The organism is Amycolatopsis sp. NPDC005003 (genome assembly GCF_053600695.1).
The window spans coordinates 104467-127437 of record NZ_JBSGAI010000028.1 but is presented as its reverse complement, the minus strand read 5'-3'; the positions used below and the strand labels follow the sequence as shown (position 1 = coordinate 127437).

The 22971-nt window shown below is 73.1% G+C and carries 18 protein-coding genes; 8 read left to right on the top strand and 10 right to left on the bottom strand.

All coding sequences use genetic code 11. The features are described from left to right. The first annotated feature begins 3 nt into the window (after window positions 1-3). The 4 genes from ACWED2_RS29565 (at window position 4) to ACWED2_RS29550 (ending at window position 4427) form a co-directional block, all read left to right on the top strand. A complete protein-coding gene (locus tag ACWED2_RS29565; protein WP_449693760.1) occupies window positions 4-855 on the top strand; it encodes an alpha/beta fold hydrolase in 852 nt (283 codons plus the stop codon). A gap of 78 nt (window positions 856-933) precedes the next feature. Further along, window positions 934-1758 carry a DUF72 domain-containing protein gene (locus ACWED2_RS29560; RefSeq protein WP_449693780.1) on the top strand — a complete coding sequence of 275 codons (825 nt, stop codon included), beginning with the start codon at window positions 934-936 and terminating at the stop codon, window positions 1756-1758. A 31-nt stretch (window positions 1759-1789) separates the two neighbouring features. After that, complete coding sequence (locus ACWED2_RS29555) at window positions 1790-3670, top strand: P-loop NTPase fold protein (RefSeq protein WP_449693759.1); 1881 nt, start codon at window positions 1790-1792, stop codon at window positions 3668-3670. A 121-nt stretch (window positions 3671-3791) separates the two neighbouring features. Next, window positions 3792-4427: a hypothetical protein gene (locus ACWED2_RS29550; RefSeq protein ID WP_449693758.1), complete on the top strand. Its 636-nt coding sequence runs from the start codon at window positions 3792-3794 to the stop codon at window positions 4425-4427. On the opposite strand, the gene ACWED2_RS29545 is transcribed toward ACWED2_RS29550, so the two are convergent. From ACWED2_RS29545 to ACWED2_RS29535, 3 genes are all read right to left on the bottom strand, one after another. Beyond that, entirely contained in the window at window positions 4405-7299 is a 2895-nt protein-coding gene (locus ACWED2_RS29545) for an RNA polymerase sigma factor (RefSeq protein ID WP_449693757.1), read from the bottom strand. The two genes, ACWED2_RS29550 and ACWED2_RS29545, sit on opposite strands and share 23 nt — an antisense overlap. Then, complete coding sequence (locus tag ACWED2_RS29540; protein WP_449693756.1) at window positions 7296-7574, bottom strand: hypothetical protein; 279 nt, start codon at window positions 7572-7574, stop codon at window positions 7296-7298. The genes ACWED2_RS29545 and ACWED2_RS29540 overlap by 4 nt, the downstream gene beginning before the upstream one ends. Before the next feature lie 208 nt (window positions 7575-7782). Further along, complete coding sequence (locus ACWED2_RS29535) at window positions 7783-8442, bottom strand: TetR/AcrR family transcriptional regulator (RefSeq protein WP_449693755.1); 660 nt, start codon at window positions 8440-8442, stop codon at window positions 7783-7785. A 111-nt stretch (window positions 8443-8553) separates the two neighbouring features. On the opposite strand from ACWED2_RS29535, the gene ACWED2_RS29530 reads away from it, so the two are divergent. Together ACWED2_RS29530 and ACWED2_RS29525 are read left to right on the top strand one after the other, a co-directional pair. Beyond that, window positions 8554-11232 (top strand): MMPL family transporter, encoded by a 2679-nt coding sequence (locus ACWED2_RS29530; protein WP_449693754.1) that lies wholly within the window; start codon window positions 8554-8556, stop codon window positions 11230-11232. Further along, window positions 11232-13190 (top strand): YhgE/Pip family protein, encoded by a 1959-nt coding sequence (locus ACWED2_RS29525; RefSeq protein ID WP_449693753.1) that lies wholly within the window; start codon window positions 11232-11234, stop codon window positions 13188-13190. Before ACWED2_RS29530 ends, ACWED2_RS29525 begins: the two co-directional genes overlap by 1 nt. 13 nt (window positions 13191-13203) lie before the next feature. Here ACWED2_RS29525 and ACWED2_RS29520 read toward each other — a convergent pair whose 3' ends face one another. The 3 genes from ACWED2_RS29520 to ACWED2_RS29510 form a co-directional block, all read right to left on the bottom strand. Then, complete coding sequence (locus ACWED2_RS29520) at window positions 13204-14619, bottom strand: M1 family metallopeptidase (RefSeq protein ID WP_449693752.1); 1416 nt, start codon at window positions 14617-14619, stop codon at window positions 13204-13206. Between the two features lie 220 nt (window positions 14620-14839). Further along, window positions 14840-15112, bottom strand: coding sequence for a hypothetical protein (locus ACWED2_RS29515; RefSeq protein WP_449693751.1), 273 nt, complete (start codon window positions 15110-15112; stop codon window positions 14840-14842). 8 nt (window positions 15113-15120) lie between these two features. Beyond that, window positions 15121-18303 carry a chemotaxis protein CheB gene (locus ACWED2_RS29510; RefSeq protein WP_449693750.1) on the bottom strand — a complete coding sequence of 1061 codons (3183 nt, stop codon included), beginning with the start codon at window positions 18301-18303 and terminating at the stop codon, window positions 15121-15123. A gap of 353 nt (window positions 18304-18656) precedes the next feature. Between ACWED2_RS29510 and ACWED2_RS29505 the strand changes: the two genes are divergently transcribed. Beyond that, window positions 18657-19502, top strand: a complete 846-nt coding sequence (locus ACWED2_RS29505; RefSeq protein WP_449693749.1) for a hypothetical protein — start codon at window positions 18657-18659, stop codon at window positions 19500-19502. Between the two features lie 77 nt (window positions 19503-19579). Here ACWED2_RS29505 and ACWED2_RS29500 read toward each other — a convergent pair whose 3' ends face one another. Further along, window positions 19580-20353 (bottom strand): SDR family NAD(P)-dependent oxidoreductase, encoded by a 774-nt coding sequence (locus ACWED2_RS29500; protein WP_449693748.1) that lies wholly within the window; start codon window positions 20351-20353, stop codon window positions 19580-19582. Between ACWED2_RS29500 and ACWED2_RS29495 the strand changes: the two genes are divergently transcribed. Further along, window positions 20352-20768, top strand: a complete 417-nt coding sequence (locus tag ACWED2_RS29495; RefSeq protein WP_449693747.1) for a MerR family transcriptional regulator — start codon at window positions 20352-20354, stop codon at window positions 20766-20768. The genes ACWED2_RS29500 and ACWED2_RS29495 overlap by 2 nt on opposite strands. 268 nt (window positions 20769-21036) lie before the next feature. On the opposite strand, the gene ACWED2_RS29490 is transcribed toward ACWED2_RS29495, so the two are convergent. Genes ACWED2_RS29490 through ACWED2_RS29480 form a run of 3 tightly spaced genes read right to left on the bottom strand, consistent with a single transcriptional unit; the run spans window position 21037 to window position 22891 of the window. After that, window positions 21037-21645 (bottom strand): DUF3618 domain-containing protein, encoded by a 609-nt coding sequence (locus tag ACWED2_RS29490; protein ID WP_449693746.1) that lies wholly within the window; start codon window positions 21643-21645, stop codon window positions 21037-21039. Beyond that, entirely contained in the window at window positions 21642-22070 is a 429-nt protein-coding gene (locus tag ACWED2_RS29485; protein WP_449693745.1) for a phage holin family protein, read from the bottom strand. Before ACWED2_RS29485 ends, ACWED2_RS29490 begins: the two co-directional genes overlap by 4 nt. Then, complete coding sequence (locus ACWED2_RS29480) at window positions 22070-22891, bottom strand: hypothetical protein (protein ID WP_449693744.1); 822 nt, start codon at window positions 22889-22891, stop codon at window positions 22070-22072. Before ACWED2_RS29480 ends, ACWED2_RS29485 begins: the two co-directional genes overlap by 1 nt. Between the last annotated feature and the right edge of the window lie 80 nt (window positions 22892-22971).

Genomic DNA, 22971 nt, shown 5'->3' with positions numbered 1-22971 from the left:
GTCGTGGCCGAAATTCCCAGCCTGCTCGAGCCGATCACCGAATTCCGTCCCGGCCGCCCGCTGATCCTCTTTCTGCCCGGAATGAGCGGCAACAAACGGCAATGGGACTTCGTGATCCGCCGGCTGGACGGCGTCGGGGCCGACCTCGCGTACGGCGCCCCGGTGCTGGCGCACGCGGCGTTCGGCAACGCCCGCCCGACGGTCTCCCAGCTGGGCGAGGCACTCGCCGCGGAGCTGAGGGCGGCCGGCCGCGACCGCGTGACGGTGGTGTCCCACTCGGTCGGCGCGTTCGTGGCGCTGGTCGTCGCCCACGAGCTGCCGGAGGCGGTGCGCTCGGCGGTGCTGGCCAACGGCGGCCTGTCGAGCGTGGCCAGGTTCATCGACCGGCCCCTGCACCGGATCCCCGGTGCCACGACGTCGCGCCTGTCCTACCTGCGGCTGTTCGCGCTGGTCGGCACGCCGGTGCCGCCGCTGGTGAAACGGGCGATCGCCAGCCGGGAGTGGTCGAGCAGGCTGCTGGTCGGCCGCCGGCTCGTCTCGCGGCCCGCGCTCGCCTCCCGGGAGGCCCGCGATTCCCTGATGGAGGAGGCGGGCAACGCGCGGACGATCGCGGGGCTGTGGCAGAACCGCCACTACTGGCGCGAATTCGAGCGCACGGCCGCCGAGATCCCGGCCAAGGTGCTCTTCCTGGTCGGCGGCCTGGACCCGATGACGAGCGTCGCCGACACGGGCGTCATGGCGCGGCTGCTGCCGGACGCGGAGATCCGGGTGCTGCCGGGGGTGGGCCACGCGGCGCCGCTGGAGGCACCGGACGCCGTGGCTGCGGCGGTCGAGGACGCCGTGGCGGCCGGTTAGGCCGGGGCTGCCGGGGTAGGTTTCAGCCACGAGCGAGGGGAGCTGACGCCGGTGGCACGTCTTCACGTCGGGTGCGCGATGTGGACCCACAAGGCGTGGTCCGGGCGGTTCCTGCCACCGTCGCTGCCGGCCAAGGAGCGCCTGCGCGCCTACGCCGGCTGGTGCAACGCGGTCGAAGGCAACACCACCTTCTACGCGACACCCGCCCGGCACACCGTCGAGGCTTGGGCGCAGCAGACCAGCCCGGACTTCCGGTTCGTGGTCAAGGTGCCCAAGGTCGTCACGCACGAGCGCCGGTTCGCCGGGGTCGAGGCCGAGATGCGGGCGTTCCTGGACGCGCTCGAGCCCCTCGGCGACCGGGCGGTCCTGTGGACCCAGCTGCCGGGCTCGTTCGGCCCCGCGGACGTCGACGCGCTCCGCCGCTTCCTGCGCCGGCTCCCCGCCGGCCGCCGGCGCGCGGTGGAGGTGCGCCACCCCGGGTTCTTCACCGACGCCGGCTCGACGTCGCTGCTGGAGGGCGCGCTGGCCGACTCGGACGCCGAGTGGGTGCCCTTCGACACCACGGTTTTCTTCCGGCACCCGCCGGTGAGCGAGGCCGAGCAGGAAGCCTGGGTGAAGAAGCCTCGGCTGCCGCGGCGGACGCGGGCCCTGACCGACCGGCCGGTCGTCCGCTACCTGGGCCGGGACTCGGCCGAGGAGACGGCCGAGGGGTGGCGGCCGTGGACCGAGGTGGTCGCCGCCTGGCTGCGCGAGGGCCGGTCGCCGACGGTTTTCGTGCACACCCCCGACAACGACGACGCACCGGCGCTCGCCCGCCGGTTCCACGACGACGTGCGGGCGCTGGTGCCCGGCCTGGACCCACTGCCCGAGCCGGAACCGGTCGAGCCCGCGACCCTGTTCTGAAGCGACGGCACGACCCGAGCGGGGGAGACCGATGTCCACCGAGCCGACGTCCGGGCCGCCGCTGCCGCCACCCGTCACCGGGCCGCGGGTGGCGCCGCCCCGCGACGCCTCGTCCCCGCCTCGGCTGACCGTGACCGGCCCACCGGGGGCGGTGCCCCCGAGCGGGGCGTTCACGGTGCAGGTCCGCGTGCTCAACACCAGTGTGATCGTCGAGCACTTCGTGGTCGAAGTGGTCACTTCGCCGTCGACGGCCGTGGACCAGCCGCGCGCCGGAGTGACCCTGATGCCGCAGCAGGACGGGACCCTGGAGTTCACCGTGGCGGCGCCGGACGCCGAGGTCGCCGGGGCGGCCGGAGCGCCGTGGCAGCTCGACGTGGCCGTCCGGGTGCGAGCCGAGCCCGGCGAGACCGTGGTGGTGGGCCGGGTCCGCGTCATGGTGCTGGCCCAGCCGCGCGCCACCGAGCCCCGCCGTCGCGGCGTGGTGGAGGCGCCGCCGCCGGACACCTACCACCTCCTCGCCGACCACCCGATCGAACGCGAGGGCGACCTCCTCGATGCCGACGACACCGCGCGCCGCATCGCCGACGTCATCCTCGACACCGAGGTCGTGACCCCGTTCACGCTGGGGATCCAAGGCGGGTGGGGCGCCGGCAAGAGCAGCCTCATGCAGCTGGTCCGCCGGCACCTCGAGGCGCGTGGCGGCCGTCGCGTGCGGGTCGCCTGGTTCAACGCGTGGACCGCCGAGGGGTCCGACGCGCTGGCCACCCTGCTCCGCTCGGTGCTGCGCGAACTCGACCGCAACGTCCTCCGCCGCGTCATCCGCAAGACCAACGCCACCTCGTGGCTCCGGCTGCCGTTCATGGTGTTCGGCTCCTGGCTCGGCGCCCGCAGCCTCGCCGACGAGGTGTGGCGGCTCTTCTCGCTCGACGCCCCGCAGCGCAACGTCATCCGCACCGAGATCCAGCGCGCGCTCGGCGACTGGGCGGGCCGGGACCGCAAGCTCAAGACCGGGCGGCTGCTCGTGGTGTTCGTCGACGACCTGGACCGCTGCTCGGCGGAGAACGTCGCCCGGGTGCTGGAGGCCATCCGGCTGTACCTGGACGCGCCGGGGCTGGTGTTCGTGATCGGCTACGACCCCGAAGTGGTCGGCGAAGCACTGGTGGCCGCCCGCGGTGACAAGGCGCGCGGCCCCGCGTACCTGGAAAAGATCATCCAGGTGGACCACACGATGGCTCCGCCCGAACCCGCGCCCGCCCGCGAACTCGCCCGGCTGTGCGCCCGGCACTGCGGCGTCGAACAGCTGCTCGGCGAGGCCGAGCTCGCCCTCATCGTGGAACGCAGCCAGCGCAACCCGCGGCGGGTCAAGCGGTTCCTCAACACGTTCGTGCTCGCCCACCAGCTCGACTCGGGGGCGGCGCGGCTGTGGCCGGACGAGCACATCAAGCTCCTCCTGCTGCGGCTGTACTTCCCGGCGTTCTTCCGGTTGCTGGTCACCGACCCGCAGCAGGACGTCATCCGGCAGCTGATCGAGCTCGCCCGCCTGCGCACGGCCCTGCTGGCCCGCCGGGAACCCGACGCCGAGGACGTCGCTTGGCTGTGCGAGAGCGCGGGGCTGGCCAACGTCCACCCTGCGGACGCGCTCGCCGACCTCGAACAGCACCTGCCCGAGCCGATCGTCGAGCTGTCCAAGAACCGGGATCTGTTCACCCTGCTGTGGAGCCTCGGCGACCAGGAGCGGCGCGCCGGCCTGCTCGACCGGCTGCGCGATCCCGCGGCCCTGCGGGCGATCGAGGTGCCCGAGGCGGCGCCGCCCGAGCCGGCCCGGCCCCGGGAGGACCGGGTCTGCTCCACGTGCGGTACCTCGTCGAACCTCGAATTCTGCCCGGAATGTGGTTCCTACCTCGGTTTCTGAGCGGTGCGCCGGTGACCACCGCCACGCGGCCGTCCGGGTGAGGCGGAAAAATCTTGGGCGGTGCCGGGGAGAAGTGCCGCCGCCGCGCCACGAACAGGCTGTACCGAGAAGGGAGCAGCCGATGCTGAGTGTGGGGTCGAGGGGGCCGGTGCACCGGTCGATCGTGGTGGTGGACATCGCGGGGTCGTCCCGCTGGGACAACCTCGCGCAGCTGCGGGCGCGGGCCGCGCTGGCGCGGATGATGCGGATCGCCTTCCGGGCGGCCGGGGTCGGCTGGTGGCGGCTGTCCATTCAGGACCGGGGGGACGGGCTGCTCGTCATCGTGCCGGCTTCGGTGTCCAAAGCGGACCTGCTCGACCCGTTCGTGCCGCGGCTCCTCGCCGAGCTGCGCGCGTACAACGCCGTCGTCGCACCGGCGTGGCGGATGCGGCTGCGGCTGGCGGTGCACGCGGGGGAGCTGCTGCGCGCCTGGCCGCGGTGGGTGAGCGAAGACGTCAAGCTCGCGTGCCGGCTGGTCGACGGCGAACCGCTCTACGAACTCCTCGCGCGGTCCGGCACCGACCTGGCCGTCGTGGTGTCGGAACGGATCCACGACGGCGTCGTCCGGCACGGCTACAAGGGCATCGACCCGGAAACCTATGCGCCGGTGCGGATCCGGGTCAAGGAAGTCGACGCGCCGGCGTGGCTGCGGACGGACGCGGACCCGGCCCTGGCGGACCGGGCCCGCGTGCCGGTCAGCCGGGCGGCCGAAGCGTGAGCGTCGTGCCGTCGCGGCCGGCGAACACGCTGTCCAGCTCGGTGGCGTACGCGACGCGGCCGGCGCCCGTGACGGTGAAGGGGAACCGCCGTCCGCCCGGCGCCGTCACGTAGTGGGTGCCCGGCAGGAGCCGCACGACGTGGGGCTGCCGGGCGTCCCACCAGCCGACGCCCTCGACGCCGAACTGCGGGTAACCGGACCCGGTGGCGTCGACGGTGACGCCGAACCCGTGGACGGCGAGCGTGCGGCCGCCCTCGCCGGTGAGCAGGCCCCGCAACGCCGGGTCGTAGCCCACGAACCCGCGGTCGTCGACGGTGAACACCACCGTCGGCCCGCCGTTGGTGACCACGCGGTGGGTGCCGGGGAAGATCCGCAGCGTGCGGGCCGGCCTCGGTGTCCCGAAGGCGACCCCCTCGATCGACGCGTTGGCGTAGCCGAGGTCCGTGACGTCCAGGGTGACCGGCAGCCCGTGGACGGCCAGCACGGTTCCGGTCGCGGTGAGCAGCGGGCTGCCGGAGCGCACGAGCCCGTCGGCGGTCACGGTGAACGGCACGCTCAGCCCGTCGTGCGCGACCACGCGGTGGGCACCGGGCAGCAGCCGGAGTTCGCGGACGGCCTGCGGGGTGCGCCAGCCCGTGCCGCTGACGGTGGTGTTGTCGTAGTCGACGTCCGTGGCGTCCAGCGTGACGCGGAAGCCGTGCACCCGCAGCGTTTTGCCGTTGCCGGCGCGCTCGAACAGGCCGTCGAGGCCGTCGGCGTAGCTGACCGTGCCGTCCGCGGTGACGGTGAACGGGACCGAGTTCGCGTTCGCCGTCACGACCGAGTGCGTGCCGGGCAGCAGCCGGAACGTGCGGATCGCCTGCGGGGCGGGCCAGCCCGCGCCGCTGACGGTCATGTTGTAGTAGTCGGTGCCGGTCGCGTCGAGGGTCACCGGCAGGCCGTGCACGGCGAGCACCCCGTCATGCCAGGTCAGCAGGCCGTGCGAACCGGCCGGAAGGGTGACTTCGCCCGCCTCGGTGACGGTGAACGGCAGCGAGTTCCCGTTGGCCGTCACCACGTTGTGCCGGCCCGGCAGCAGGCTGAGGTGCCGGACCGGCTGCGGCACCGGGAAACCGGTGCCGCCGACCGCCATGTTGTAGTAGTCCACATCGGACACGTCGAAGGTGATCGCGTGCCCGCGCACGGTCAGGGTCGAGCTGTCGTAGCCGGTGAACGGGCCGTCCGGCGGCAGGTCGTAGCGGACGCGGTAGTCCTCGGTGACGCGGAAGGGGAGGACCTGGCCGGCCGGGGTGGCCAGCGTGTACGGGCCGGGGGCGAGGTCCAGGGTCTGGGCCTGCCGGGAGTCCCGCACGCCGACGCCGGAGATGGTCACCGTCGGGTAGGAGAGGCCGGTGGCGTCGATCGTGATCGGCTTCGGCTGCGGTGCCGTCGTGGTCGGTGGCGGTGTGGTGGTGGGCGGTGCTGTCGTCGGGGGAGTCGAGGTGGTGGGTGGTGCTGTCGTCGGGGGGACTGTGGTGGTCGGTGGTGTCGAGGTGCTGGGTGTTGTGGTTGGTGGCGTCGTGGTCGGGGGGACCGTGGTCGGCGGTGTGGAGGTCGGTGCCGCGGTGGTCGGCGGCGGGACGGCCGGGCGCGCCGAGGAGGAACTCGACGCGGGCGGCACACGGCTGCCCGGCGAGGTCGTGGTGGGCGGCGGCGGGCTTTCCGGGGCCGTCACGGCCACCGGCTTCGCGGTCGGCGCGCTCACCGTGGGTGCCCCGCCGGCCGGGGCGGTCGTCGCGGAGGCGCGCGGCGAGTCCGCCACCGGCGGCACGCCACCGCCGTCGGAACCGGCCAGTACCGCGGCCACGATGGCCGCGGCGGCCGCGACCCCGCCCGTTGCCGCGGCGACGATCCGGTGCGCCACGTCCGGGTTGTCCCGCACGAACCGGGTGACCCCGTCCACCTTCTTCAGCAGCGCGGGCCGGGACGAGAGCAACCGGCCGGCGAGGTTCGCGGGCCCCGCCAGGGGCACCGGCACGGCCAGCGCGGCCGCGGCCTGCGCCGGCGTCGACGAGATCCCGCCTTCGCCCACCCGGTCGAGCAGCGCGACGAGCGCCCGGCGCCGTTCCTCGTCGTCCTCGGCCAGGCGCAGCAGGCCCGGACCGAGGGCCCAGCGGCTGTACTTCTGGGCTTCGTCGATGCGGGGGGAGCACGTCGCGCAGCCGCCGGCGTGCTTGAGCACCGCACGCGTCCGCTCCGGGTCGAGCAGCAGCCGGCGGCCCGCGCGCAGCTGTTCGGCGTCGAGCACCTGGCACAGGCCGGCGCAGTCCGCGCGGCCGGTGCGGGCCAGGACGAGCGCCGCGATCGCGTCGAGCATCCGGAGCCGCGACCGCTGCAGCTGCCGGTTCACGACGTCGACCGGACGGCCCAGTTCCTTCGCCAGTTCCGCGCCGACGACGTACCGCCCCCGTTCCTGGGTGAGCCGGACGTGGGTGCGCATGATCGTCGCCAGGCCGTCACCGAGCCCGTGGGTCGCCGCCTCCAGCATGGCCCACAGCTGCCGCTTGCCGAGCAGCATTTCGTACTCCGACGGCAGGTCGGGCAGGTCGGTCCGGGCCAGCTCGAGCTGCTGCTCGCCCGGCTCCTGCGGGACTTCGCCGGGCGGCTCGTGACGGCGTTCCTTGGCCCGGTAGCGCTCCTTCAGCACGTTCTTGGCGATGCCGATCAGCCACGCCTCGGGCACGTCGGGCTCGGCGCCCTTGCGCAGGCCGACGAGGGCGCGGAGGACGACATCGCTCACGCAGTCGTCGAGGTCGGCCGGGTCGGGCAGGTGCCGCCGCAGGTAGGCCCGCACACTGGTGCGGCAGTGTTCGAAGATCTCCGCCTCGGTCATCGCGCGGCCCTCCGGGTGGCGAGGCGGGTGCCGGTTTCCAGCAGCCATTCCCGCGCCGGCTGCCCGCACGGGCAGGGCAGGTGCCCGACGAACTGGGCGAACGTGTCGTGGGTGGTTTCCCACGACACGGTCCGTTCGCGCAGGATCCGCCAGCAGCGCTGGAAAACCGGACGGGCGTACCGGCCGTAGAGCACGTCGAGCGCGCTCCAGTCACCGTCGTACAGCCGCGCCACCAGGGCGCGGTCTTCTTCCTGCTCGGAGCGCAGGACGTCCATGGCATCTCCCGAGGTCGGCAACCGTGTCGCCTGGTTCGTGGCGCACCGGGCCGGTTTCTCCCCGCGTGACCCGAAAATTCCGCAGCCATTTTCGCGGCCGGAACCGGTACCGCAAAGGCGTCCGGCCCGGTTGTCCGCCTTTTGTCCAGCTGTGCGGTCAGGCCGATTCCGCTTCGGCCCCGCCCGGGAGGGACGCGAACCGCTGCAGCTACCGGCCCGGCGTGACCAGGGCCGTGAACAGCCGGGGGAGCACGTCGGTCAGGTACCGGCTGTCGGCCTTGTCGGGGAGTTCGTCGAGGATCGCGCGTTCGAGCATGGTCACGTAGAGGGCCACCATCGTGACGACGGCGCTGTGCGGGTCGACGGTCAGCCGCATGTCGAGCCGGCCGAGCAGGTTCTGCAGGATCTCCGCGAGCGTGTCGTGGAACCGGCCCTCGGCGGCCGCGGTCGGCGCGCGCAGTTCCGGCTGCCGCATGGCCTGGGCGCGGAATTCGGCGTTGAGCAGGTACCACGTCTCGTCGGCGGTGAGGGATTCCATGAACAGCAGGCCGGCTTTCTGCAGCACCTCGTCGACGGAACCGGGCGCGGCCTCCTCGGCTGCCTCTTCGACGGCGGCGCGCAGCCGCTCGGCGCGCTCCTGCATCTCCACCTCGTAGATCGCCAGGAACAGTTCTTCCTTGCTGGCGAAGTTGGAGTAGAAGGCGCCGCGGGTGAAGCCGGCGCGTTCGCAGATCAGCTCGACCGGGGCGTCGCGGATGCCCAGCTCGGTGAACACCTCGTAGGCCGCCGCCATGACCCGCCGCCGGGTCTCCGCGCGTCGCCGGGTCATGCCCTTCGGGGTGCCGAGACCCGCGCTGGTGGTCGCCATGCCGCTCACCTTACTTTCCCCGGCTCACCCGGCGGAGTGACGGGATCCACCTTGCATCGGATACATTACGCATTAGGATACACGACGTATCCATCGTGGTCAGGAGTTTTCGTGTCGTCGTTCCTCTACCGGCTGGGCCGCGCCGCCGCCCGCGCCCGGGTGCTCGTGCTGGTGCTGTGGGTCGTGGTCCTGGCCGCGGCCGGCGGGGCGGCACTGCTGTTCAACCAGGGCACCGACGACGCCTTCGCCATCCCCGGCTCCGAGTCGCAGGACGCGCTGGACCACCTCGGCCGGGTCTTCCCCGAGGTCAGCGGCACCTCCGCACAGCTGGTCCTCGTGGTACCGGACGGCGCGAAGGCCGACACCCCGGGCAACCGCGCCGCGGTGGCCGAGGCCGTCACCCGGATCGGGAAGCTGGACCAGGTCGCCACCGTCGTGAACCCGTTCGGCGAGAACGTCGGCGGCGCGGTGTCGGACGACGACCGGGCCGCGCTGATCGCCGTGCCGTTGAAGGTGCAGCTCGCCGCGGTCGATCCGGCCACCAGGACCGGGCTCGCGACCATTGCCGAGGACCTCGGGCAGCAGACCGGCGCGAAGGTGTACACCGGCGGCGACGCGTTTTCCGACCGGGTCCCGAAGCTCAGCCCCACCGAGGGCATCGGCCTGCTCATCGCGTTGCTGGTCCTGGTGCTGATGTTCCGGTCCCTGATCGCCGCGGTCATGCCGCTGGTCACCGCGGTTCTCGGCGTCGGCGTCGCCATCGGGCTGGTCTTCCTGGCCACCCTCGTCACGCCCATTTCCTCGACCGCCCCGATGCTGGCGGTGATGATCGGGCTCGCGGTCGGCATCGACTACGCCCTGTTCCTGCTGTCCCGGCACCGCGACCAGCTCGCCGAGGATCTCGACGTCGAGGAGTCGATCGCCCGAGCCACCGCCACCGCCGGTTCGGCGGTCATCTTCGCCGGGTTGACCGTCGTCATCGCCCTGCTCGGGCTGGCCGTGGCGGGGATCCCGTTCCTGACCACCATGGGCGTCGCCGCCGCGGTCGCCGTGGCACTGGCGGTCGCGATCGCCGTCACGCTGGTGCCGGCGCTGATGTCCTTCGCGGGCAAGCGGTTGCGGCCGCGTGCCCCGAAACCGCGGAAGATCCGGGCTCGCCGGAAGCCGCAGATCGCGCGCTGGTGGGTGCGCACCGCGACGAAGGCACCCCTGGTCACCGTGCTGGTCGTGGTCGCCGGGCTGGCCGTCTGCGCGATTCCCGCCACCAGCCTGCGGCTGGCGTTGCCGGACAACGGCACCGAGGAACACGGCAGCCCGGCCCGCGACACCTACGAGGTCGTGAGCGAGCACTTCGGCCCCGGCTACAACGGCCCGCTCGTCGTCACCGCCGACATCATCACCAGCATCGACCCGATCGGCCTGGTGAACCGGATCGCCGGCGAGATCCGGCACGTCCCCGGCGTCGCCTCGGTGCCACTGGCCACCCCGAACCCCAAGGGCGACACCGGCATCATCCAGGTCGTGCCGGCGACCGCGCCGGACTCCGCGCAGACCGACGACCTCGTCTCCCGGCTGCGCGGGCTGGAGCCGCACTTCCTCGACGCCTACGGGACGCAGACCGCGGTCACCGGCATCACCGCCGTCGGCATCGACGTCTCCGCCCAGCTCGGCAGCGCCCTGCTCCCGTTCGGCCTCCTCGTCGTCGGGCTGTCCCTGATCCTGCTGGCCATGGTGTTCCGCTCGATCTGGGTGCCGATCAAGGCCACCGCCGGCTACCTGCTCTCGGTCGCCGCGGCCTTCGGCGCGACGTCGTTCGTGTTCGTGCAAGGACATCTCGCGGACGTCCTCAACGTGACGCACACCGGCAGCGTGATCAGCTTCCTGCCGATCATCCTGATGGGTGTCCTCTTCGGACTCGCGATGGACTACGAGGTGTTCCTCGTCTCGCGGATCCGCGAGGACTACGTGCACCACGGCGATCCGCACCACGCGATCGAATCCGGGTTCATCTCCGCATCCCGGGTCGTCGTCGCGGCGGCGGTGATCATGTTCGCGGTGTTCGCCGCGTTCGTCCCCGAAGGCAGTGCCACCATCAAACCCATCGCGTTCAGCCTCGCCGTCGGCGTCTTCATCGACGCCTTCATCGTCCGCATGACCCTGGTGCCCGCGGTGCTGGCGCTGCTCGGCCGCCGCGCCTGGGGGCTGCCGCCGAAGCTCGACCGGGCGCTGCCGGTGTTCGACGCCGAGGGCGACGCCCTCGTCCACGAACTGCGGCTCGCCGGCTGGCCCGGCACCGACGAGGCGATCAGCGCCCGCGGCCTGCGCCTGGAGGACGACCGCGGCCACCCGGTGTACCGCGACGTCGACCTGCGCGTTCCCCGCGGCGGCGTGCTGGTGCTGTACGGCACGGGGGCCTGCGGCAAGACCGCGCTGGCGTACACGCTCGCCGGCCGGGTCACCAAGTTCACCGGCGATCTCAAGGTGCTCGGCCGGGTGCTGCCGCAGCACACGCACGCCCTGCGCCGCGAGGTCGCCGTCATCCCCGGCCGGGCCACGACGGACCCGGCCCGGCAGATCGCCCGCGATGCCGACGCCGGGCTCGTCGTGGTCGACGACGTCGATCTCGTGCTGCGCGCGGACATCCGCGGCCACGTCCGCCGGCTCCTCGCCGAGCGGGGCGCCACGACCTTCGTGCTGACCTGCCAGGACCCCGAGCGCATCGCCGACCTGCTGCCCGCCGGCGCTCACCGGCACGCCCTCACCGCCGTCCAGCCCGCCGAGGTCTCCTGATGCTCAAGCCCTTCGCCGACTCCGCCCGTGCCCTCGCCACGGGGCCGCTGACCTGGCGCACCTGGACCGGCTTGATCGCCGTCCCGCTCATCATCATGGGTCTGCTCACCTGGGCCTTCTGGGCGCCCGACACCAACCACGGCACCGCCAAGGCCGCCGTGGTCAACAACGACGAACCGGTCCAGGTCAACGGCCGGACCGTCCCGCTCGGCCGGCAGCTCGCGGGCTACCTCACCCACAGCGAAGATTCGGCCTACGACTGGGTCCTCACCGACGCCGACGACGCTGCCGCCGGTCTCGCCGAGGGCAGCTACGCGGCCACGGTGACCATCCCGAAGGACTTCTCGGCCCGCGCCACCTCGGCCGCCACCGGCAAACCCCTCGAGGCCCGCCAGGCGCAGGTGCAGGTGCGGACGTCCGACGCCGCCGGCGTCAGCGACCCCGGCTTGGCCGACCACATCGCCCAAGCCACCCGGCGGACGTTGAACCAGCAGGTCGTGCAGACCTATTTGGACAATGTGTACGTCGGGTTCACGACCCTCCACCAGAAGGTGGGCCAAGCCGCGGACGGCGCGGCGCAGCTCGCCGACGGAACCCGTCAGCTGGACGACGCCGCCGGGCAGCTGCGCACCGGCGCCGACCAGCTCGCCGCCGGAACCGCCCGGCTCGCCACCGGATCCGGCAAGCTGGCGTCCGGCCTCACCCAGGCCGAACGCGACACCGCGCAACTGCCCGCACTGACCCGGCAGCTGGCCGACGGCGCCGACCAGGTCGCCGACGGCAACGAACAGCTCGCCGGTGTCGTCGTGCCACTGGCCGACCGGATCATCGCCGCGATCGACGCCGTCCCCTCGGCGAGCAGCGCGGCCCAGCAGCTCCGGCAGCTCGCCGACGAGTGCACCGGCACCCCAGCGTTCTGCGGCGCACTCCGGGACACCGCGGACCGGTTCACCACCGACGCGCAGAAGATCGACGGCGGCAAAGCCGCCATCCGCGCCAACGCCGTCAAGACCCGCGACTCCATCCAGGCCCTCGCCACCGGGGCCCGCAAGGTCGCCGACGGCAACGCCCGGCTCGCCGCGAAGTCCCGGGAACTGGCCTCCGGCATCGCCTCCGCCGCCAGCGGCGCGCGGCAGCTCGACAACGGCGTCCGGCAAGCCAACACCGGCGCGCAGAAGCTCGCTTCCGGCGCCGGGCAGCTGAAGGACGGGACCAAGAAGGTCGACGACGGCGCCCGGGAACTCGCCACCCAGCTGAACCGGGGCCGCGACCAGGTGCCCAGCTACACCGACGCCGAACGCGCGCACCTCAAGACCGTCGCCGCCGAGCCGAGCACCGCCACGACCGACGGCACCCCGATCGGCACCCTGGCCCTCACGCTGTTCGCCGCGCTCGCCCTCTGGGCGCTGGCGCTGGCCACCTACATCGTCACCCGGGCCGTGCCGGACGGCGTCCTGACCGCGCGCGAACCCACCTGGCGGATCATCCTCCGCGCCGCCATCCCGGGCGCGACCGCGGCGGCCCTGGCCGCGCTCGCCATCACCGCGATCGCCGTCCCCGTCCTGGAACTCGGCGTCGCCGGCACCCTCGGCTTCCTGCTGATCGCGCTGCTGGCCGCCTCCGCGTTCGTCGCCCTCAACCAGGCCGCCACGGCGATCTTCGGCCGCGCCGGCCGGATCGCCTCACTGGCCGTGCTGGTCCTCGCGGGCGCGACGGGCGTCGTCTCGACGCTCCCCGGACCGCTGTACGCGTTGGCGGACTACCTCCCGACCCACGGCGCCGTCCTGGCCCTGCGCGCCGCGGCCACCGACGGCGCCGGCCTCACCACCGGCGTCGCCCAGCTCGCCGCGTGGCTGGTGGTCGGCACCCTCGTCTCGATCCTCGTCACCGACCGCCGCCGCTACCTGTCCGCCAAGACCATCCGGCTTCGCCACGCCCACCCGCTCGCGGCCGGCTGAGGCGGCCGCCCGGTCAGAGGGCCGGCTTGCCCGGCTGGTAGAGCCAGGTGTGGAAGAACGCGCCGAGGTCGCGGCCGGTCAGGCGTTCGACGAACTCGATGAACTGCGGCGTCGAGACGTTGCCGTAGCGGTGGGTCGCCGGCCACTGGGTGAGCACCCGGAAGAAGGCGCGGTCGCCGATCTTCGTGCGCAGTGCCTGCAGCGTCATCGCGCCGCGGTTGTAGACCAGGTCGTCGAAGATGTGGTCACGCCCGGGATCGGCGACTTCGCCGCTCCAGTCCTTCTCGCCGGCGTACGTCTTCGCGAAGGTCTGTTGCACCGGGACGTTGTTGAACTTCTCCTGGTAGAGCCACTCCGAGTAGGTCGCGAAGCCTTCGTTGAGCCAGATGTCCGACCAGTGCGCGGGGGTGAGGCTGTCGCCGAACCACTGGTGGCCGAGTTCGTGGGCGAGCAGGTCTCCGTTGACGTCGCTGGTGCGCTGGTCGTAGACCGGCCGGCTCTGCGTCTCGAGTGCGTAGTGGACGCCGACGTCGGCGAGGATGCCGCCGGTCGAGTCGAACGGGTACGGCCCGTACAGCGACGATTCCCATCGGACGATCTGCGCCGTGGTCTGGTTGAACACCTTGCCCTGTCCGGGTTCGGTGTCGATCGACTTGCCGATCGCGGTGATGTTCGGCAGGCCGTCGGCGGTCGCGCCGCGGGTGGTGTGGTAGTCGCCGATGGCGAGCATGCTCAGCTCGCTGGCCATCGGCCGGTTCATGGTCCAGCGGAAGGTGGTCCGGCCGTCCTGGGTGGTGGTGGGCCCGGGTTCGCCGTTGGCCAGCACGGTGAGCCCGGCCGGCACGGTGACGGTCTGGGTGTAGGTCGCCTTGTCGGCGGGGGTGTCGTTCACCGGGTAGTAGGTCGCGGCGCCGATCGGCTGGTTGAGCGCGACCGCGCCGTCCTTGGTGGCGACCCAGCCGGAGACGCCCAGCGCGGGGTCGTCGATCTTCTGCGGGACACCGGCGTAGCTCACCGAGACGACGAACGGGCTGCCCTTGCGCAGGCCGTTCGGCGGGGTGATCACCAGTTCCTGGGCGCCGCTGCGGGTGAAGGCGGCGGTCCGGCCGTTCACCGTGAGCCTGCTGATCGTCAGCGGTCCCTGGAAATCCAGGTCGAAGCGGGAGAGGTCCTGGGTGGCCGTGGCGAGAATCGTCGTGGTGGCGTCGATCGCCTGGGTTTCGGGGCGGTACGCGAGCCGGATGTCGTAGTGGCCGACGTCGTAGCCGCCGTTGCCCATGTCCGGGAAGTACGGATCCCCGGCGCTCGCCGCACCGGCGGAATACCGCGGCGCCGCTTCCGCGGCCGGGCTCGTCGCGGCCAGCAGGCCGGCGGACAGTACACAAGAGACGACCAGCAAGTGGCCACGGCTGGGGTTGACGCCTCGCATCGGCCCTCCTCGGCAAGCATCGACGCTGAAGCGTAGGTCCGACCCGACACGGTGATCAACCCTGCCGCGAGGCCTGGAACTGGACTTTCGTGCGTACCCGGGCAGAACGGCCGGCGCACCGGCCGCAGCGGCCGACCGCCGAGCGGAACGCGAGCCCTGCGCGCGAAGGTTCTTCTCGCCCCAAGGGCAATCTGACGTCGACGCTCCCGCACTGACGGAGTCAGGAACCCCCTTCTCGGAGCTGCTGCGGGTCCGGCTGCCCTCGACGGTCCGCATGGCCGCGGGCGCGGAGGTGCTCACTGCGGGGTGCGCTGGAACGCAGCCGTGCCCGCGTCTGGGATTGGAGCAGTACGGCGCGCTGTTGGGCGGCTTCCGCGTCGGCGTACGCGCGTTCGGCCGTCGCCACCAGCCGGCCCGCCAGCTCCTCCATGCTCTCCGCGTTGGCCGCGGCCTGGGCGAGGTGGGCGGCGCGGTCCTCGGTTTCGTCGCGCATGGTGCTCCTCAGCGTTGAGCGGCAGGACCGGGGACTTCGGTGGCGGTGCCGACCCATTCGACGATCTCGCCGGTGTCGTCGCAGAGGGGAACCGCCCGGGAATGGGTCCAGGCGAGGGTGCCGTCGGCGCGGCGGACGCGGTGGACGGCGTCGAACACGCTCTTCGTGCGCACGGCCTCGTCGATCGCGGCGAGCACGCCGGGCTGGTCGTGCGGGGCGATGTAGCTGTCGAGCCAGGAGTGGCTGGGGGCAGTCGTGTCGGCGATGAACCCGCGGCCGTCGAGCCCGCGCATTTCGCTCCAGTCGGGGTTCATCCGGTAGACCGCGTCGAAGGCGGCGGCGACGAGGGCGCGGAACCGGCGGTCGCCGATTTCCCGGACGCGGCGGCGTTCGAGCTGGGCGGCGATGCGGGCGACGAGCTCGCTGGGCGCGAACGGCTTGACCAGGTAGTCGTCGGCGCCGGCGGTGAGGCCCTCGACGGTGGCTTCCTCGCCGGCGCGGGCGCTGAGCATGATCAGCGGCACCTCCCGCAGCCCGGGCTCGGCCCGCAGGCGGCGGGCCAGTTCCAGCCCGTCCATCTCCGGCATCATGACGTCGGCGACGATCAGGTCGGGCGGGTCCCGGCGGGCCGATTCGAGCGTTCGCCGCGCGTCGCCGACGGCGTGGACGTGCCAGTTCGGCGACAGGAGCCGGGTGAGGTAGTCCCGCATGTCGCGGTTGTCGTCGACCAGCCGGGCGCGGTCCGTTCGCGGCGGGTCCGTCGAGTCGTCGGTGTGGGTGTCCCAGTGCTCCGCGGCCTCCGCGAGGGCGACCGCGGCGGCGCGGTGGATGCGTTCGGGCCCGGGTTTCCCGGCGCTCCGGGCCTGCCTGCGCGGGATCCACACGGTGAATTCGGTGCCCTCGCCCACGGTGCTGCGGACGTTCACCCGGCCGTGCAGGAGCCGGGTGAGCTCCTGGACCAGCGCCAGGCCGATGCCGGCGCCGTCCTGGGTGCGCGACCGGGTGGCGGGGGCGCGGTGGAAGCGGGTGAACACCTTGGCCAGCTCGTCTTCCGGGATGCCGACACCGGTGTCGCGCACGGTGAGCTGGATGTGCTGGGGCAGCTCGCGCAAGGTGACGGTGATCGTGCCGGCGAAGGTGAACTTCACGGCGTTCGACAGCAGGTTGGCGACGATCTTCTCCCACATCTCCGGGTCGACCGGAACCGGCGCGCTCAGTGCGGGGCAGTCGACCCGCAGGGTGATCCCGGCGTGGTCGGTCGCGCCGCGGAAGGTGCTGGCGATGTCTTCGGTGGCCCGGGCGAGGTCGGTGGGTTCGGACCGGGCTCGCAGGCGGCCCGCTTCGATCTGCGAGAAGTCGAGCAGGGTTTCGACCATCCCGAGCAGCCGGCGGGCGTTGCGGACGGCGATGTCGACTTGTCCACGGAGGTGGAGGGGCAAGCCGGACACGGGCGCGGCGAGGTCGTCGAGCGGGGCGAGCAGCAGGGTGAGCGGCGTGCGCAGTTCGTGGCTGACGGTGGAGAGGAGCTGGGTTTTGGTGCGGTCCAGCTCGGCGAGCTGGTCGATCCGGTCGCTCTGGCGGCGGCGGTGCACCGCGTCGGTGAGCGCGGCGGTGGCCTGGGCGGCGACCAGGCCGAGGAAGTGCCGGTAGGTCTCGTCCAGGGGCAGCCGCGGGCTCACGCCGAGGATCAGCACCCCGGCGGGCGCGCGGGCGGGGGTTTCGCCGAGCGGGAAGAGCATCGCGGACCCGGGTTCTTCGTTGTCCGCGCCGACGGTCACCCCGCGGAAGGCGTGCGCCAGGTCCGTGGCGAGGACGGGCCCGCCGACCGCCACCAGCTCGGCCAGCGGCCACTTCGGCCGCCGCCAGGAGAGCGACGCGGTGTGTGGCGCCAGCGGCCCACCGGCCGGGGTGCCCACGGTGGCCACGAGTTCCGCCCGCTGCCGCGCCGGGTCGGTGAGGTAGCCGGCGGCGAAGGGGATGTCGGGGGCGTCGTCGCCGAGCGCGCCGACGAAGGTTGCGAGCGCCGTGCGCCCGGACGCCGCTTTCCTGGTGTGCCCGGCCAGGGTGCTCAGCAGGTCGAGCCGGCGGCGGGCCAGCACTTCGTGCGTCGTCTCGATGGCCGTGACCAGTACGCCCGCCGGTGCCGGGCCGTCGTCGCGCAGGGGGCTGAAGGTCAGGTCGAACCAGGCGTTCTCGGTGTCGCCGTGCCGGGTGATCGGGTAGAGCGCGTCCGTGAAGGAGACGGACTCTCCGGCCAGTGCCAGCCGGTAACGGGGTTCGTTGAGGTGCCACACCTCCGGCCAGCACTCGCGGTTGGGCCGGCCGAGGCCGGCGGGGTGCTTGGCCCCCATCAGCAGCCGGTAGGCGTCGTTGTAGAACTGCAGCAGGTCCGGGCCCCACAGCAGGCACATGCCCACCGGGCTGTCGAGCACCGTGCGCACCAGGGTGACCAGCTGGGCCGGCCACTGCCGGACCGGCCCGAGCGGCGTCTGGTTCCAGTCGACCTGCCGCCCCAGCGTGGCGACTTCGCCGGTCCCGGCGAACACGAAGCCGGCGTCGGGACGATCCCCGGCGCCCCGGGGCAGCGGGCCGCCCTGCGCGACGTCCCACAGCACCGGCCCGATCTCGGGCAGGTCCAGCACCAGGTTCGCCACGCCCGCTTCGGTCACGGCCAGCGGCATCGACGAGTGCTCGGCGGACTGCGCGCTCTGCGCGATGACGGTGCCGCCGGCCCGCCTGATCGCCTGGGCGCCCGCGAGGCCGTCCTGGCCCATGCCCGACAGCACCACGCCCACCGCGCGCTCGCCGACCGAGCCGGCGAGGGAGGCCAGCAAGGCGTCGAGCACGCCGCCGGATCCCGGGCCGGTGGCCGGAGCCAGCGACACCGTTCCGTCCGGCAGCAGCTCCATCAACGTCCGCGCCGGGCACACGGTCACGGTGCCCGGCAGCAGCGGCTCACCGTCGGCGGCCCATTCGACCGGCAGCGGCAGCCGGCGGCGCAGGATGTCGGCCAGCATCCCGCCGTGCCCGCCCAGGTGCTGGCCGACCACCACGGCGAACCCGAAACCGGCGGGCAGTGTGCTCAGCACGGAAGCGATGGCCCCGAGCCCGCCCGCGGACGCGACCAGCGCGACGACCGGCGAAGCCGCCTGCTCCGGCCCGTAGAGCACTTCGCCCGGGAGTGAAACCATCGCACCAGTCTGCTCGCTTGAACCGGTCCAAGCACTCCGAGCGCACGGAGCAACGTTGCCGGGCAACACGGCCGCGTGGCCACCCGCTCGGGCGCTTCGATGTGCGAGCCCGGCATGGACGATCTCGACACCGAAATGCTGATCGAGATCATCGCGGCCGCCCGGCGCGCCCTTGCTCTGGTGGCACGACCACCCGGCAAGCGACGAAGGAAGCCCGCGAACGCCCGGGCAAGGCCTGCCGGCCGGCCCGGACCCCGCCGAACAACAGCTGCGGTGGCGTTCCGGGCAGGTGTTCGCGGAGCGGATCCGGCCACCGGCGCGGTCGGCCGGGGCCGGGCTGGCACACTCGGGCGGTGCTCCTCGGATACGTCCTCGCCGTGCTGGCCGCCGTCGCCTCGGGTAGCGGTTCCATCCTGGAATCGGCCGGGGTCCGGCGGGCCGGCGCTTTCGGCGGCTCGCCTCAGGACCTGATCGCGCTGCGCCGTCAGCCGCTCTACTTCCTCGGGGTGGGGGTCGATCTGCTCGGGTTCGTCTTCGCCGCCGCCGCCCTGCACCGCCTCCCGCTGTTCCTGGTCCAGTCGGTGCTCGCGTTCAGCGTCGGCGTGACCGCGACGATCTCCGCGATCCTCGGCGTCCGGCTGGCCGGCGCCGGGTGGGCCGCGCTGGGGGTGGGGGCGACCGGCCTGGTCCTGCTCGGCCTGTCCGCGGATCCGGGTCCCGCGCGCCAGTTGCCGCCCGGGTGGAAACTGCTCCTGGTGGGCGTCGCGGTGGTGATCGCGGCGATCGCGTTCACCGCCCAGCGCCGGGACGGCCGCTGGTCGCCGATCGTGCTGGGGTTCTGCGCCGGGCTGGGGTTCAGCACCGTCGGGATCGCGGCGCGGACCCTCGACGCGTCCGGGCCCGTCTGGCACCTCGCCCTCGAACCGGCGCTGTGGGCGATGATCGCCAACGGGCTGGTCGGGGCGGTGGCGTTCGCGATGTCCCTGCAACGCGGCCGGGCGACGGCGGTCACCGCCATCATGTTCACCACCAACACGGCGGTGTCCTCGCTCGTCGGCGTGGTGGTGCTCGACGACCGTGTCCGCGAGGGCTTCACCGCCGCGGCCGCGGCGGGGTTCGTCCTGGCCGTCGCCGGGGCGATCGGCACCGCCCACTTCGCGGCCGCCCACCAGGCGGAGCCCAGTACTTCCGCCGCGTGAGCGAAGCCGGCGGCCGCCCCGGGGCGCGGCGCCGCAGTCAAGCCGGCGGGTGGCGTGTCCTCGGCAAGCCGGCCTGTTCAGACACCGCGTCCGGCCATCACCCGCCGCGCGACGGCGAGGGTGAGGCGCGTCGGCAGCAGCCGGCCGAACAGGAGAGTGGTCAGCGCGTTGAGCCTGCCGTCGATGACCGCCGGTCCCCTGCCTGACAGGGCACGCACCACGGTGGCGGCGACAGCCTCGGCGCTGCGCGTACCGCGGGGGTTCATCGGCGTCTTCGTGGGGCCGGGACTGACCACCACCACCCGGACCCCGGTGCTCCGGGTCTCGGCCCACAGCGCCTGGGTGAGCGAGACGACGTACGCCTTCGTCGCCGAGTACACCGCCAGGTAGGGGGCGGGGAGGTACCCGCCGGTGCTGGCGACGTTGACGACGGCCCCGTGCCCGCGGGCGACCATCGCGGGCATCAGGAGCGTGGTCAACTCGGTCAATGCGGTGACGTTGAGGTCGATCAGGGGCCGGAACCGCGCCGGATCGTCGTCGAGCACCGGCCCTTGCGTACTGACACCGGCGTTGTTGACCAGTACCTCCACCTCGATGCCTTCGCCAGCCAACGTCTTGGCGAGCCGCGTCGGGGCGTCGGCGGCGGCGAGATCGAGGGCAACGGCGCGCACGGTCACTCCGTGCCGCCGGCTCAGCCGCGCGGCCGCCTCGTCGAGCTTGCCGGCACTGCGGGCGACCAGGACGAGGTGCATGCCGGCGGCGGCCAGCCGCTCGGCGACAGCGGCCCCGATGCCGGTGGACGCGCCGGTGACGACGGCGAACTTGGCGCGCATCTGCGCTGCAGTGGTCATGATCCCGACGCTAAACCTTGACGTCGGTGTCAAGGTCAAGGTGAACTGGGGCATGCGCATCGGCGAGTTGAGCAAGGCGACCGGCGTCAGCAGCCGGGCACTGCGCTACTACGAACAGCAGGGCCTGCTGCGCAGCGAGCGCCGGCCCAACGGGTACCGCGAGTACGCCCCCGAGTCGATCGAGGTCGTCGCGTTCGTGCAGGACATGTTCCACGCCGGCCTGTCGTCCGACGTCATCCGGGAAATCGTGCCCTGCGCCCGGGACGCGCGCCCGCGTGACGACTGCGCCGAACTCGTCGCGCGCGTCCGCCAGGTCCGCGACGAACTGGTGCGCCAGGAACACCAGATCGCCGAGCGCCGCCGTCGCCTGGACACCTACCTCGCCGACGGCTACGAGGCACACCCGGCCCAGTGACCACCGGGCACGGCGTCGCCGGCATCGAGGACGCAGTCCTCGTTCGACGCCTGCAGCAGATCAGACGACGAACCCGTCCACTTCGGTGAGCGGCTCGAGCAGCCGTGCGGCAACTGCGACGCGGTGACGGTCGTGTTCGACGAGCCCGGCTGCAAAACGTTGCCGGCGCCGGGGTCCGCGAACACGACCCGCGCACCGCCGTCGACCGGGATTGACCGGGAGGCCGGGCACGGCGCGTCCTCTCCCGTGAACGCGCCGTGCCCGGGGCTCAGGACGAGCGCACGTTGTGCTGTGCCTCCTGGGCGCGGCCGGCGACGTCGCCGGCCGCCGAGCGTGCTTCCTCCTGCACCGTCGACGCGCGGTCGGCAGCTTCGGACTTCACCGACTCGACGGCCTGCTGTGCCGGCTCGCGCAGGTTGTCCTTGAGTTCCTCCGCCGCGTGCTGGGCGACCGGAGCCAGCTGTTCGCGCGCCAGGTCCGTCGCCTGGCTCGCCAGCCTGCGTTCCGGCTCGCTCGCCGGCAGCAGGGACGACACCAGCCAGCCGGCGCCGAAGGCGATCAGGCCGGCCGCCAGCGGGTTGCCCTGGGTGCCGCGGCGGATCTGCCGCGGGGCATCGGACACCGCGTCGGCCGCCGAGCTCACCTTGTCCTGCGCCGTCGAGGCGACCGAGCCCACTTTGTCGCCGGCGACCGAAGCGTGGTGGTCCGCGGTCCCCATGACGCGCTCCTTCGCGGTGCCGAACGCCGACCGCACGCGGCCGACCCGCCGTTCGATGATGCGGCCGGGGCTGACCTTCTCGGTCAGCGCGTTGACGTCGGTGCTCAGGTTTCGTTGCGTGCTTTCGATTTCCCGGCGGATCCGGTCCGGTTCGGTCATGGTCGTTCGCCTTTCAGTGCGTCCGGGACCTGCTGCAGGGTCTCGACGGTGCGTTCGGGTTTCGGGTTGATCCGGCGGAATTCGCTGCGCCCGGTGGCGTACAGGACCGCTCCGGCGATCGCCCAGACCGCGGCCACGATCAGCGCGGCCCAGCCCCCGTCCATGACGTTCTCGAGGGCCTGCCAGAGCGCGACCGACAGGAACAGCAGGACCATGTAGCCGGCGAACCCGGCGCCGCCGAACATGCCGGCGCCCTTGGCCGCCTTGCCCGCTTCGGCCTTCGTCTCGGCCTTGGCCAGCTCGACCTCCTGGCGCACCAGGGCGGAGAGGTCCTTCATGACGTTGGACATGAGTTCGCCGACCGAGGTGTCGGCGACGTCGACGGGCGGGCTCGCCTGTGGCGCGGGACCGGGGGGCTGGGTCATCACGGCACCTGCCCGGGCGCGGTGTGCCGGCTGGGCTGCGGCAGGGGTGCCGGTGCCGCGTGGCCGCCCGGCTGGGGCGCGCTGAACCCGCCGGGCGTGGTCGGCGGCGCATCGGGCCCACCGAAACCGGGCCGAGGCGCGATGAGGCCGTCGGGACCGACCGGACCGCCCGGCTGGGGCGCGGTGTACCCGCCCGGGGCGACCGGCGGCGGGTACCCGGTGCCGTCCGGGCCGGGAGCCGGGGGCACCGGCGGAGCTCCGGCCGGTCCGGGGTTCGGCGGCGGGGTGGCCGCGGTCGCCCGGCTGTCCGACGCACCACCGGAGTTCTCTTGCTGCTGGGCGACGACACCCCGGGTGAGCCGGCCGACGAGGGCACCGGCGACCGCCGCGCCCACCAGGAACGTCCCGGGACGGCGGCGGGCGAAGCGGCGCACCTCGTCGAGCAGGTCGCCCGGTTCGCGGTGCTCCAGCCAGTCCGCGACGGACCGCGTCCGGTCCGACACCTGCCGCGCGACGTCGGCGGCGATCCCGGGCGAGTCGGTCTGCCCGGCCATCCGGTCCAGCTCGCCCGCCAGCTGGTGGAGGCTCTCGGCCGCCTTCCGCTGGCCGTCCCGCGCCTGGGACTGCAGTTGTTCGCGACCTTCGCGCAGCAGGTCGCGCGCTTCCCGCTGGGCGTGCTGCGCGACGTGCTTCGCCTCCTGGGCAGCGGTTTGCGCGACGTCGCCGCCGCGGTCGGCGGCCGTGGTGGCGACCTCGCGGGCTTCGTCCTTGGCGGTCTCCGTCGTCGACGGCGGCGACTGGCCGCCGGATCCCTGTGTCATCTCGACCTCCTTGCGGGCGAGGCACTTCCGGTGCCCTCGGCTTCGTAGAGGGGCGGGCTACCCGGGCGCTACCGGCATAA